The sequence below is a fragment of the Streptomyces sp. NBC_00539 genome (assembly GCF_036346105.1).
Taxonomy (GTDB): Bacteria; Actinomycetota; Actinomycetes; order Streptomycetales; family Streptomycetaceae; genus Streptomyces.
In genome coordinates, this window is sequence record NZ_CP107811.1 from 4,433,938 (window position 1) to 4,445,730 (window position 11,793).

An 11,793-nucleotide genomic window follows, 5' to 3' on the forward strand; every position below is an offset into this window, starting at 1 on the left:
GTGGTTGCGGGGTCAGAAGCGCTGGGCTTCGCCGTGGCACTCCGGGTAGGGCTTGCCCAAGGTGCACCAGCAGGGGGAGGTGGGGGTGGGGGGCCAGGGGGTGGCTTTGCCGCGGGCGGCGAGGGTGGTGGCGTATTCCGCCAGGAGGCTGGGGGAGGCCGGGGAGGTCTTCTCGGAGGCCGCGAAGGCCTCGTACGAGGGGACGCTCGCGGTGACGATGCCGAGGTTGGTGGTGCCGGAGGCCGCCAGGGCGCGGAGGGACGCTTCGATCTGTTCCAGGTGCTGCGCGTGCGAGGGGTATTCCGCGGCGAGCGTCGGGTAGCTGGTCAGGAGTTCGGCCAGTTCACGCTGGGGCCAGTGGAGGATCGCCACCGGGAAGGGGCGGGAGAGGGCGGCGCGGCGGTCGCCCAGTTCGGCGCGGAGACGGGCGATCTCGGCGCGGAGCTCGGCCGGGTCGTCGGAGCCCAGGGCCCAGATGCGCTTCGGGTCGTGGAGCTCGTCCAGCGGGATCGGGCCGATGTGGCGGGTGTCCGCGACCATGTCCCAGTCGTCGTGGGGGCGTCCGAGGAGGCGCCGGACGCGGTGGCGGCCCGTGAGGAGGGCGGTGGTGGCCTGGGTGAGGGGGGTGTTCTCCGGGATGAGGAGGGTCGCCGCCTGCGTGAAGCACTCTTCCGAGGCGGTCAACTCGTCGTGGTTCTCCAGGGCTTCCGCGATGACCTCCCAGGGGGCCGGGTCCGCGGGGGCCGCCGTGCGGATGCCCTGGATCAGGGCGCGGGCCTCGGCCTCGTGGCCGTACTCCCAGAGGTTCGAGGCCTGGAGCGCCTTGATCAGGTGCGGGTCGTCGGGCTCGGAGGCCAGGAGCCGGTCGTAGAGCGCGCTTGCCCGTTCCCGTTCGTCGGCCAGTTCGAGGTGGGCCGCGGCCTGGAGGAGCAAGGGCTCCTGGTCCTCGGGGTAGCGGGTCGCCGTGCGGATGAGGCGCTCGGCTTCGGCGATGTGCTCGGCAGGCGTGTCGGGGCGCATGGTTCACACCGTACTGCCGCTGGTCAGTTGACGGGGGAGGTCTTATGGTGCCGCCCGTGCGGGATCACATGCCTGTGGTGGTGCAGGGGAGCGGCCGGCGGGGGCGCCGGGCCGGTCTCGCGGGGGTGCTGTGGGCGGCCGCCGAAGCGGCCGTCACGGTGGGGGTGGTGGTGTTGTTGCTGGTGGTGCACCAGGTGTGGTGGACCAATCGGCAGGCCCTGGCGGGCGCCCGGGAGGAGGTCCGGGCGCTGGAGCGGGGATGGGAGGAGCCGGTGGCAGGGATCCCGCCCGCGGCGGAACCACGGCCGGAGTCAGAGCCCGAACCGGATCAGGAGCCGGAACCCGGGCCGGAACCCGGGGCCGGGCGGTCGGGCGCGCCCGCGGCGGCGGTCGGGGCGGGGCCGGCGCCGTCTTCGCCGCCTGCGGCCCGGGCACCCGAGCGGGACCGGTCGTACGCCGTGCTGCGCATCCCGCGCCTCGGGCTCGTCGTGCCCGTCGCACAGGGGATCGACAAGAAGGCCGTCCTGGACAAGGGGTACGCCGGGCACTACCCCGGGACCGCGCAGCCGGGTGCGGAGGGGAACTTCGCACTGGCCGGCCACCGCAACACGCACGGGGAGCCGTTCCGGTACCTGAACCGGCTCAGGGCGGGGGACGAGGTGACGGTCGACGTGCGGGGGCAGAGGTACACGTACGTCGTGGGGCGGATCCTGCCCGAGACCACCGAGCGGGACACGGGCGTGGTGGCACCGGTGCCGCGCAGCGTGGTGAAGCCGGAGTTCGGCTACAGCGAGCCCGGTGCGTACATCACCCTGACCACCTGCACGCCCGAGTACACCTCCAAGTACCGGCTGGTCGTGTGGGGGACGTTGAAAAAGTGAGCGCGGAAAACGGTGATCACGGGAACTGGGGCGTGGGGCGGGGAGTTGGGTCAGTACAGTAGTTCGTGTCGGTGGCCGAGGGGCTGAGCGGAAGGGGGTGGGCGGCATGGCCGGGCGTATGGTCGAGCTGTTGCTGACCCTGCTGCTGCTCGGAGGCTTCCTCGGGCTGCTGCTCGGGGAGAACGGGCTCGCCGCAGTGGTGGTCGCCGTCGCGGCCGCCGTCGCGGTGGGCGTTTCCGCCTTGGCCGCGAGCCGGGTGCGTCTCGTACCGCCGCACCGAATACGTACCGCGATCCGTGATCGCGAGCAGCGCACGGCGTTCCTGCCGCAGCGCGATCCCGACGCCTCGGGCCGGTCGCGTCCCCGGGCTCCCGGCCGTCTCGTCCCGACGGCCGCGTAGGGGCGCGCAGTACATCAGGGCGGGGCCGCCGGTCGGCCCCGGCCGTGGCACCGTCTTCCGCTCACTGATCATGTCGTCGCCCCTCGCGGGTCGTCACGCCGAAATGCATCTCTTTCGACGTTCGACGAGACCCTTCGGAGGGCCCGCGTGTCCGTTTTCACCCATCTTGTTGCCGAGCTGGGCCGGCTGTTGGAGCCGGTACTGGCCGAATCCGCGACCGCTGTGGCGATCGTGCTGTTCACCATGCTCGTACGCCTCGCGCTGCACCCGCTCAGCCGGGCGGCGGTGCGCGCCGGGACGCCCACGGCCGGCTGCCTGCCCATGCTGTTGCAGCTGCCCGTGTTCTACGTGATGTACCGCGGGTTCTCCTCGGCGAAGGTCGGCGGGGCGGCCAACGAGCTGCTGGGCCACCGGCTGCTCGCCGCGCCCCTCGGCGACCGCTGGGCCGACGCACTGGGGGCAGGGCGGGGTGTTCGGGGCGCCCGGGCTGGTGTTCCTCGGGCTGTTCGCGGCCATCGCGGCGGTGGCGGCCTGGAGCGCGGTACGGGGGCGCCGGGCCGCGCTGGCTCCGGGCGGACTGGCCGGCGGCGGGGCTGGGGCCGGCGGTCGTGCCGGTGGCGGCGCCGCTGTGCGGGCGGCTTCCGGCGCCGGGGCGAAGGCCGGTGCCGGGCGCGGGGGCGCCGGGCGCGCGGGCGCGGGTCTGGGCGCGGGCGCGGGCGTGCTGAGCGCCGAGCAGGAGGCGGCGATGCGGAAGATGGGCGGCGTACTGCCCCTGCTGTCCTTCGGGACGCTGATCACCGCTGCCGTGGTACCGCTCGCCGCCGGGCTCTACCTGCTCACCACCACCGCCTGGTCGGTCGCCGAGCGGGCCTGGCTGCAACGGGGTGTGGCGGCAGCCTGACGGAGGCCGGCGTTCCAGTCCGTGAACAGGGTCTTGCAGATTGGCCGGACATCTTGGAGGATCGGCCAATCCTCCGATGGCCGCAACCCATCGTCCGGCCCGGGGTATGCCCATGGGCCGACCACCCTCGACCACGGGAGAATGCCCATGAAGCTGCTGCGTGTCGGACCCGTCGGGTCGGAGCGCCCCGCGCTGCTCGACCAGGACGGCATCCTGCGGGACCTGTCCGGCCTGATCACGGATGTGGACGGCGCGCTCCTCGCCGACGACTCCGTGCTGTCCCGGGTACGTGACGCGGCGGCGGCGCCCGGGGAACTTCCCGTGCTCGACGCCGAAGGGCTGCGCCTGGGCTCCCCGATCGGCCGCATCGGCAAGGTCGTGGGCATCGGCCTGAACTACTTCGGGCACGCCGCCGAGATCGGCGCCGAGCCGCCGGCCGAGCCGATCCTGTTCCTCAAGGCGGCCGACACGGTCGTCGGCCCGGACGACACCGTCCTCATCCCGCGCGGCAGCGTGAAGACGGACTGGGAGGCCGAGCTCGGCGTCGTCATCGGCGCCACCGCCCGCTACCTGGCCTCCGCCGAAGAGGGCCTGGCGCACGTGGGCGGGTACACGGTGGTCAACGACGTATCGGAGCGCGAGTTCCAGATAGAGCGCGGCGGCACCTGGGACAAGGGCAAGAACTGCGAGACGTTCACCCCGCTCGGCCCCTGGCTGGTCACGGCCGACGAGATCCCCGACCCGCAGGCGCTCGGCGTCCGGCTCTGGGTCAACGGCGAGCTCAAGCAGGACGGCAACACCTCGGACCAGGTGTTCCCGGTCGGCGAGGTCGTGCGGTACCTGAGCCAGTTCATGACCCTGTACCCCGGTGACGTCATCGTCACGGGCACCCCGGCGGGCGTGGCCATGGGCCAGCCGGAGCCCAAGCCGTACCTGCGCGCCGGTGACGTGGTGGAGGTCGAGATCGACCTCCTCGGGCGTCAGCGCCAGGAGTTCAAGGGCGCGTAACGAGCCGGCGGCCGGGAAGGCAGGACGGCGGGAGGGGCGGACCCCCGGGGGGCGGCCCGCCCCTCCCGCCCGCCTGCGCTCCCGGCCGCCCCCCGTCTTGAGCCGTCCGGTGGACGCCCTGCCGCGAGCCGTCCGGTGGACGCCCGGCCGTGAGTCCGGCCGCCTCAGGCCGCGTCGCCGGGGGCGAGTGTCACCGTGACGCCGTCGCGCGACGACCGGCGGGCTGCCTCCAGGACCGCGAGGCACTGCGCCGCCTCACGTGCCGTCACGGGAGCCGGGCCGCCCTCGCGCAGTGCCGCGGCCACCGCCGCGTAGTACGCCGGGTAGTCGCCCGGGGCCGTCGGCACCGGGGTCCCACCACCGGTCAGCGGGGATTCCCCCGCGCCCAGCCGGCCCCACAGGTGCTCGGGCTCCATGCCCCACTCCTGTCCGTCCCCGCCCGGCCGCAGCCCCTCGCGCAGCGCGGCCTCCTGCGGGTCGAGGCCGTACTTGACGTAGCCGGCGCGCGAGCCGAGCACGCGGAAGCGCGGACCGAGCTGGGCGGTGGTCGCGCTGACGTACAGGTGTGAGCGGACCCCGCCGGCGTGCGTGATCGCGATGAAGGTGTCGTCGTCGGCCTCCGCCCCCGCGCGGCGCACATCGGTCTCCGCGTAGACCCGTACGGCAGGGCCGAAGAGGACCAGCGCCTGGTCGACGACGTGGCTGCCGAGGTCGTACAGCAGTCCGCCGATCTCCTCCGGCGCCCCCGACTCCCGCCAGCCTCCCTTGAGCTGCGGCCGCCAGCGCTCGAAGCGGGACTCGAAGCGCTGGACGTCGCCGAGTTCGCCGTCGGCGAGGAGCCGGCGCAGGGTGAGGAAGTCGTTGTCCCAGCGGCGGTTCTGGAAGACGGACAGGAAGGTGCCGGTCCGCTCGGCGAGCGCGGCGAGCTCGTCCGCCTCGGCGGCGGTGGCGGCCAGCGGCTTGTCCACGACGACGGGGACGCCGGCGGTGAGGGCGGCCTTGGCCAGCGGGACGTGCGTCTTGTTGGGGGAGGCGATGACGACGAGGTCGACGGGGTCGGCTCCGTCCGAGCCGTCCCAGAGCGCGGCGGCGGAGCCGGCGATCCGGATGCCGGGGTACTCCTCGCGCGCCCGGGCCTGGCGGCCGGGGTCGGAGGTGACGACCGCATCGAGGACGAGCCCTTCGGTGGCGGTGACGAGGGGGGCGTGGAAGACGGAGCCGGCCAGTCCGTAGCCGACGAGTCCGACGCGGAGGGGGGAGGTGGCGTTCAGGGGCATGGGCCATACTTTGGCAACAGTGTTGCGTAAGTGCAAGGAGAGGCGGCGGGGTGAATCGGGGCAATGGGGTCAACCTGCCCGTGGTGCGGGGGCACAACGAGGCGCTGCTGCTCGGGCTGTTGCGGGACGCGGGACCCGGCGGGCTGGGCCGGGCCGACCTCGCCGGCCGTACGGGGCTCACCCCGCAGGCCGTCAGCAAGATCACGGCGCGGCTCACGGCGGAGGGGCTGGTCGCCGAGGCCGGCCGGGGCGCGTCGACGGGCGGCAAGCCGCGGACCCTGCTGCGGCTGGTGCCGGAGGCGCGGTCCGCGGTGGGGGTGCAGCTGGACCGGGACGAGCTGACGGCCGTACGGGTGGACCTGGCGGGGCGCGTCGTCGCGCGGTGGAGCGGGCCGCTGGACTTCGCGGCGGGACCGGCGGCGGCGGTCGAGGCGGTGCTACGGGCGGTCGTGCGGGTTCGCGAGGCGGGCGGGTCGGGGGCGCCGCTGCTCGGGGTGGGGGTCGCGGCGCCGGGTCCGCTGGACTGGCGGGACGGGGTACTGGGGCGGGTGACGGGGTTCCCGGAGTGGGAGGGGTTCCCGTTGCGGGAGGTGCTGGCGGGGCGGCTGGGGGCGGGGGTGCCGGTGGTGGTGGACAAGGACACCAACGCGGGGGTCGCGGCGACGGCGATGGCGGCGACCGCGGAGGCGGACGGGCGGGGCGCGAACTGTGTCTACGTGCACGTCGGGACGGGGGTGGGGGCGGGACTGCGGCTGGACGGCGCGGTGTTCCGGGGGCCGCGCTCGCTGGCGGGGGAGTTCGGGCACCAGGTGCTGGAGCTGGACGGGCCGCCGTGCCGGTGCGGGGGGCGGGGGTGCGTGGAGGCGCTGTGCCTTTCGGCGCTCGCGCGGGGGGATCTGGCGGGTGCGGCGCGGGTACTGGGGGAGGGGGCGGCGAACGTGGTCGCGCTGTTGGACGTGGAGCGGGTGGTGCTGGGCGGGAGGGTGGTGGAGGCGGAGCCGGGGGTGTTCGCGGAGGGGGTCGGGGCGGTGCTGGTGAGGCGGGCGGGGGCGGGGGTGGCGGTTGCCGTCGCCGGGGCGGGGGTGGCGGAGGGGGCGGCGGAGTTGGTGCTGGGCCCGGTGTTCGGGCGGGGGGTCTGAGGTTTCCGGGGCTCCGCCCCGGGGCCTGCGCCTCAAGCGCCGGCGGGGCTGGTGGTGCGGCCCTGCGCCTCAATCGTCGGCGGGCTGGAGGTGCGGCCCTGCGCCTCGATGGCCGCGGGGCTGGAGGTGGCCGCCGTGGCCCGGTTCGGTGCGGCGCCGTTGCGCGGAGCGGCCCCGGCTGCGCCGGGCTTCGTGGGGCTCCGCCCCACGCCCCGCGCCTCAAACGCCGGCGGGGCTGATATTGCCCTGCGCCTCAAGCGCCGGCGGGGCTGATATTGCCCCGCGCCTCAAGCGCCGGCGGGGCTGGAGGTGGCTGGCGTGGCGCTGGGTGTGGCCGCCGGGGCAGGGCTCGGTGGGCCGCGTCCGATCAGGCGTAATGGCGGGGGCCGTGCGCGCGGATGGGTGGGGGCGGGGGTGGGGCATGGGAGAGTGCGGGCGGCGGGGTGATTGTCGCCTCGTCCGATCATCGTCTTCCTCACTGTTTCCGTCCGGCGAGCTGCGAAGGTCCTCCATGCGACTACGCGAAGCCCTTGCCCCTCCCGCCCTGCTGGCCGCCGCGTTCCTCTCGCTCCTCGCGCCCGGCACGGCCTTCGCCGACATCGGCAACGGCGGCGGTGCCCGCCCCGCCCCCGCGCTGCCCTCGCGCGCGAAGGCGACCTGCGGGGACGCCAAGAGCAGCGCCTTCCCCATCGGCGCCCGCATCCGTGGCGGCCCGGCCGTGTACCGCACCGGCGACGGTCCCCAGACCTGGTACCTGGACCTGACCAACACCACCTCCGGCGAGTGCACCGCCATCCACCCCGTCGTCGTCTTCACCGACAAGGCCCGCACCCTGCGCCCCGCCCACCTCCGGATGGACTTCGAGACGTCCGGCGGCCCCCGCCCCGTCACCCTGGAGCGCAGCGACCGGGACGAGATCATCGCCGTCTTCGACGGCGCGGGCGAGGACTTCCCCGGGTTCGCCATCGGCGCCGGCGGCTCCCGTACCGTCCGCGTCTCCCTCGCCTTCGCCCCCGACGCCCCCCACGGCGAGGTCCTCGCCGACGCCGCCGTCGTCCAGCGCAAGGGTGACGACGGCGACTGGGTCGGCGAGGCGGGCGGCTACCGCTTCTCCGTCGAGGGGCCCGAGGACGAAGCCGGCGAGGCGGGCGCGCTCGCGCACACCGGCCCCCGCCCCTGGGTGTCCGCCGCTGCCGCCGTCGCCACCCTCGCCACCGGCGGCGCGCTGCTGCTCGGCGCACGTCGGCTGCGGGCCCGCGCCGAAGACTGACGTACACACCGAGGACTGACGTACACACCGAGGACTGACGGTCACCCGGCCCGCGTACAGTCCGAGGGTGGAACATCCCAGTCAGAGCCAGCCCCACCGCCCCGGACAGGCCGTGCGGTCCGGCATCCCCGAGCACGGGCGCATCCCCAAGTACTACGCGGTCAAGGCCCGTATCTCCGTCCTGGTCGAGGAACTCGGGGAGGGCGGCCTGCTGCCCACCGAGCGTGATCTTGCCGAGCAGTACGAGGTCTCCCGCGAGACCGTCCGCCAGGCCCTGCGCGAGCTGCTGCTGGAGGGCCGGCTGCGCCGCTCCGGCCGGGGGACCGTCGTCGCCGGGCCCAAGCTGGAGCAGCCGCTGTCCCTCGCGAGCTACACCGAGGGCGTGCGCCGCCAGGGCCGCCGTCCGGGCCGTCACCTCATCGGCCTGGAGCGTTTCCCCTGCCCGCCCGAGCTGTCCCGCGGCATCGGCGCCGAGACCGGTGAGCCGGTCTGGCACCTGGAGCGGGTCCTGCTCGCCGACGACGAGCGCGTCGGTCTGGAGAGCACGTACCTGCGCGTCGCCCGCGCGCCCCGCCTCGACAGCGATTTCCAGCCGGACTCCTCCTTCTACGGGTACCTCCGCGACCGCCTCGGCATCTCGTTCGGCGACGCCGACGAGAAGCTGGAGACGGTCCTCGCCACCCCCCGCGAGGCGTTGCTGATCGGCACCCCGCCCGCGCTGCCGATGCTGCTCATCCACCGTTTCTCCCGGGACCAGGACGGCCGCCCGCTGGAGCGGGTGCGTTCGCTCTACCGGGGCGACCGGTTCAGCTTCACGACCCGCCTGCGTTCCGAGTAGCCTCGGCATTCCCCCACCAGAGCGAGCGAAAGGGACGCCGTCTTGTCACAGAAAGATAACGGGTCTAGTCCAAGCGTCGGGGGTTGTTCACCGGCCCGCCACCGCACCGCCCCCTCCGTGCCACGGCCCGCGCCCACCGTGGACCGCGTGAGAGTCATAGTCGTCGGAGGCGGCGTGGTCGGCACCATGCACGCCTGGCAAGCAGTCGAACGCGGCCACGAGGTCGTCCAGATCGAACGGGAAGCGGAGGCCCGTGGCGCGTCCCTGCGCAATTTCGGCCAAATCTGGATCAGCGGCCGGGCCGGGGGCGAGGAGCTCGACGCCGCCCTGCGCGCCCGCGAGCTCTGGGAGCGGATCGGCGCACGGGTGCCCGGCCTGGGCTTCCGCGCCATCGGCTCCCTCACCCCGGTCCGCACCCCCCGCGAACTCGCGGTCGCCGAAGCGGCCGTCGCCCGCCCCGACGCCGCCGCCCGCGGCTACGAGCTCGTCACCGCCGAGGAGGCCCGGGCGATCAACCCGGCGCTGCGCGGCTCCTTCGAGGCCGCCCTGTGGTGCGAGCGGGACGCGGCCGTGGAGCCGCGCACCGCGCAGCTCCACCTGCGCGACGCCCTGCGCGCCACCGGCCGGTACACCTTCCTTCCCGGACGGGAGGTGCGCGAGGTCGTCGGCGCCGGCGCGGTCCGCGACGACCACGGGGACGTCCACCGCGGTGACGCCGTCGTCCTCGCCACCGGCGCCTGGCTGTCCGGCCTGGTCCGCGAGCTGGTCCCCGACCTGCCCGTACGCCGCGTCCGGCTCCAGATGATGCAGACCGCCCCGCTCGGCGAACCGCTGACCACCTCCGTCGCGGACGCGGACAGCTTCCGCTACTACCCCGCGTACCGGTCACAGGCCCTCGACGACCTGAACGCCGGGCAGGAGCAGGCGCCGGTCGCCGCCGCGCACAAGATGCAGCTGCTCATGGTCCAGCGCCGGGACGGCGGCCTGACCATCGGCGACACCCACGCGTACGAGCACCCGTTCGCGTTCGACACCGACGAGGACCCCTACGAGCACCTCACCGGGGTAGCCGAGTCCTTCCTGGGCCGCCCGCTGCCCAGGATCCGGCGCCGGTGGGCGGGCGTATACGCGCAGTGCACCGACACCACCCGCGTCGTCCACCGCCAGCAGGTCGCCGACGGCGTCTGGCTGGTGACCGGACCCGGCGGGCGCGGCATGACGTGCTCGCCCGCGATAGCCGAGACCACCGCGAACGAACTGGGCTGGTAACCGATATGACAGACACGAACGCCGCCACCCGGGCCCACGGCCTGGTCGTCCTCGACATGGCCGGAACCACCGTCTCCGACGGCGGCCTCGTCGAGCGCGCCTTCGAGCGCGCCGCCGAACGCCTCGGCGTCGAGCCGGGCAGCGCCGACCACGCGGCCAAGCTCCAGTACGTCCGCGACACCATGGGCGAGTCGAAGATCTCCGTCTTCCGCCACCTCTTCGGTACCGAGGACCTCGCCCGGCGCGCCAACTCCGCCTTCGAGCAGGCCTACGGGGAACTCGTCGACGACGGCCTGATCGCCCCGGTCCCCGGCGCCCGCGAAGCCGTCGAGGAACTGCGCGCCGAGGGCCGAACCGTCGTCCTGACCACCGGCTTCGCCCGCGTCACCCAGGACGCCATCCTCGACGCCCTCGGCTGGCGCGACCTCGCCGACCTCACCCTCTGCCCGGCCGACGCCGGCGGCCGCGGCCGCCCCTACCCCGACATGGTGCTGGCCGCCTTCCTGCGCACGCGCGCGGTGGCCGACGTACGGGACTGCGTGGTCGCGGGAGACACGGCGTACGACATGCTCAGCGGTGTCCGCGCCGGCGCCGGGATCGTGGCCGGCGTCCTCACCGGCGCCCACGGCCGCGAGGCGCTGACCGCCCACGGCGCGACCCACGTCCTCGGCTCCGTCGCCGAACTGCCCGCCCTGCTGGCGGAGCCGGCGTGAGCGGCATCCGCTTCGACTCGGTCTCGGTCGCCTACCACGGCACGACCGTCCTGGACCGGCTCGACCTCACCGTCGAGCCGGGCGAGGTGATGGCGCTGCTCGGCCCCTCTGGCTCGGGCAAGACCACAGCCCTGCGCGCGGTCGCCGGTTTCGTACGGCCCGTCGCCGGGCGGGTGCTGATCGGCGGCCGGGACGTCACCGGCCTGCCGCCGCACAAGCGCGGGATCGGCATGGTCGTCCAGCAGTACGCGCTGTTCCCGCACATGCGGGTCGAGGAGAACGTCGCCTTCGGCCTCAAGGCGCAGAAGGCGTCCAAGGCCGGCATACCCGGGCGGGTCGCCGAGGCCCTGGAGATGACGGGGATGGCCGCCTATGCCGCCCGCTACCCGCGCGAGCTCTCCGGCGGTCAGCAGCAGCGCGTGGCCATCGCCCGCGCCCTCGCCATCCGCCCCGGCGTCCTGCTGCTGGACGAGCCGCTGTCCGCGCTCGACGCGCAGCTGCGTTCCGGGATGCTGGCCGAACTGGCGCGGCTGCACCGCGAGTTGCCGGACGTCTCTATCCTCTACGTCACCCACGACCAGGTCGAGGCGCTGACCCTCGCCGACCGGATCGCGGTCATGGACCGGGCCCGTCTCCAGGACTGCGGCACCCCGCAGCAGCTGTACCGGGCGCCGGGTACGGAGTTCACCGCCGCGTTCGTCGGCAACGCCAACCTGCTGCCGGTGACCGTGTCCGACCGCGGGGCGGTCTTCGCGGGGCACGCGCTGGAGCTGGACCGGGGCCGGGCCGTGCCCGGCGCGGGGGCCACCTTGTGCGTGCGACCGCACCTGCTCGCCCTGGGCGAGGGGCCGAACGCGCTGCGCGGCAAGATCACCGAGGTGCAGTGGAGGGGTTCGACGCACCGGCTGTACGTCGACGTCGACGGCCACCGCGTCAAGGCGGACCTGCCGGAGCTGCGGGAGACCCCGGCGCTGGGCGACGAGGTGACCCTGCACTTCGAGCCCCGGGACGCGGTGCTGCTCTCGGCGGGGGTGTCCGGTGCCTGAGGCCACGGAAAGCCGCCCCCAGCCGGCGCCC

At 74.5% G+C, this 11,793-nt stretch carries 12 protein-coding genes and 1 pseudogene; 10 read left to right on the plus strand and 3 right to left on the minus strand.

The window, feature by feature from the left end; all coding sequences use genetic code 11:
* Positions 1-12: 12 nt before the first annotated feature.
* On the minus strand, positions 13-1,020 hold the full coding sequence (locus OG861_RS19900; protein WP_329195506.1) for a hypothetical protein: 1,008 nt from the start codon (positions 1,018-1,020) through the stop codon (positions 13-15).
* Between the two features lie 56 nt (positions 1,021-1,076).
* On the opposite strand from OG861_RS19900, the gene OG861_RS19905 reads away from it, so the two are divergent.
* The 4 genes and pseudogenes from OG861_RS19905 to OG861_RS19920 all read left to right on the plus strand — a co-directional run bounded on the left by OG861_RS19905 (position 1,077) and on the right by OG861_RS19920 (position 4,210).
* On the plus strand, positions 1,077-1,901 hold the full coding sequence (locus tag OG861_RS19905; RefSeq protein WP_443056516.1) for a class E sortase: 825 nt from the start codon (positions 1,077-1,079) through the stop codon (positions 1,899-1,901).
* 106 nt (positions 1,902-2,007) lie between these two features.
* Positions 2,008-2,301: a DUF6412 domain-containing protein gene (locus tag OG861_RS19910; protein ID WP_329195503.1), complete on the plus strand. Its 294-nt coding sequence runs from the start codon at positions 2,008-2,010 to the stop codon at positions 2,299-2,301.
* Between the two features lie 147 nt (positions 2,302-2,448).
* Positions 2,449-3,202 (plus strand): annotated as a pseudogene (locus tag OG861_RS19915) (hypothetical protein).
* Positions 3,203-3,349: 147 nt separating this feature from the next.
* On the plus strand, positions 3,350-4,210 hold the full coding sequence (locus OG861_RS19920; protein WP_329195500.1) for a fumarylacetoacetate hydrolase family protein: 861 nt from the start codon (positions 3,350-3,352) through the stop codon (positions 4,208-4,210).
* A gap of 164 nt (positions 4,211-4,374) precedes the next feature.
* On the opposite strand, the gene OG861_RS19925 is transcribed toward OG861_RS19920, so the two are convergent.
* Positions 4,375-5,487, minus strand: coding sequence for a Gfo/Idh/MocA family oxidoreductase (locus OG861_RS19925; protein ID WP_329195498.1), 1,113 nt, complete (start codon positions 5,485-5,487; stop codon positions 4,375-4,377).
* Between the two features lie 50 nt (positions 5,488-5,537).
* Between OG861_RS19925 and OG861_RS19930 the strand changes: the two genes are divergently transcribed.
* A complete protein-coding gene (locus tag OG861_RS19930) occupies positions 5,538-6,626 on the plus strand; it encodes an ROK family transcriptional regulator (protein WP_329195497.1) in 1,089 nt (362 codons plus the stop codon).
* A gap of 32 nt (positions 6,627-6,658) precedes the next feature.
* Here OG861_RS19930 and OG861_RS19935 read toward each other — a convergent pair whose 3' ends face one another.
* A complete protein-coding gene (locus tag OG861_RS19935; protein ID WP_329195496.1) occupies positions 6,659-6,835 on the minus strand; it encodes a hypothetical protein in 177 nt (58 codons plus the stop codon).
* 302 nt (positions 6,836-7,137) lie between these two features.
* Here OG861_RS19935 and OG861_RS19940 point away from each other — a divergent pair, with 302 nt between their 5' ends.
* From OG861_RS19940 to OG861_RS19960, 5 genes are all read left to right on the plus strand, one after another.
* A complete protein-coding gene (locus tag OG861_RS19940; protein WP_329195495.1) occupies positions 7,138-7,896 on the plus strand; it encodes a hypothetical protein in 759 nt (252 codons plus the stop codon).
* A 67-nt stretch (positions 7,897-7,963) separates the two neighbouring features.
* The gene (locus OG861_RS19945) at positions 7,964-8,734 is read left to right on the plus strand and encodes a GntR family transcriptional regulator (RefSeq protein ID WP_329195494.1); all 771 of its coding nucleotides are present in this window, start codon (positions 7,964-7,966) and stop codon (positions 8,732-8,734) included.
* A gap of 147 nt (positions 8,735-8,881) precedes the next feature.
* Positions 8,882-10,003 carry a TIGR03364 family FAD-dependent oxidoreductase gene (locus tag OG861_RS19950; RefSeq protein WP_329195493.1) on the plus strand — a complete coding sequence of 374 codons (1,122 nt, stop codon included), beginning with the start codon at positions 8,882-8,884 and terminating at the stop codon, positions 10,001-10,003.
* 5 nt (positions 10,004-10,008) lie between these two features.
* Positions 10,009-10,716, plus strand: a complete 708-nt coding sequence (locus OG861_RS19955; protein WP_329195492.1) for a phosphonatase-like hydrolase — start codon at positions 10,009-10,011, stop codon at positions 10,714-10,716.
* Positions 10,713-11,762, plus strand: a complete 1,050-nt coding sequence (locus OG861_RS19960; protein ID WP_329195490.1) for an ABC transporter ATP-binding protein — start codon at positions 10,713-10,715, stop codon at positions 11,760-11,762. The genes OG861_RS19955 and OG861_RS19960 overlap by 4 nt, the downstream gene beginning before the upstream one ends.
* Positions 11,763-11,793: the final 31 nt, after the last annotated feature.

Excerpts from the sequence above, each read along its gene's own strand:
- OG861_RS19910 (WP_329195503.1), top strand. The coding sequence starts at position 2,008 with ATGGCCGGGCGTATGGTCGAGCTGTTGCTGACCCTGCTGCTGCTCGGA.
- OG861_RS19955 (WP_329195492.1), top strand. The coding sequence starts at position 10,009 with ATGACAGACACGAACGCCGCCACCCGGGCCCACGGCCTGGTCGTCCTC.
- OG861_RS19920 (WP_329195500.1), top strand. The coding sequence starts at position 3,350 with ATGAAGCTGCTGCGTGTCGGACCCGTCGGGTCGGAGCGCCCCGCGCTG.
- OG861_RS19900 (WP_329195506.1), bottom strand. The coding sequence starts at position 1,020 with ATGCGCCCCGACACGCCTGCCGAGCACATCGCCGAAGCCGAGCGCCTC.
- OG861_RS19940 (WP_329195495.1), top strand. The coding sequence starts at position 7,138 with ATGCGACTACGCGAAGCCCTTGCCCCTCCCGCCCTGCTGGCCGCCGCG.
- OG861_RS19925 (WP_329195498.1), bottom strand. The coding sequence starts at position 5,487 with ATGCCCCTGAACGCCACCTCCCCCCTCCGCGTCGGACTCGTCGGCTAC.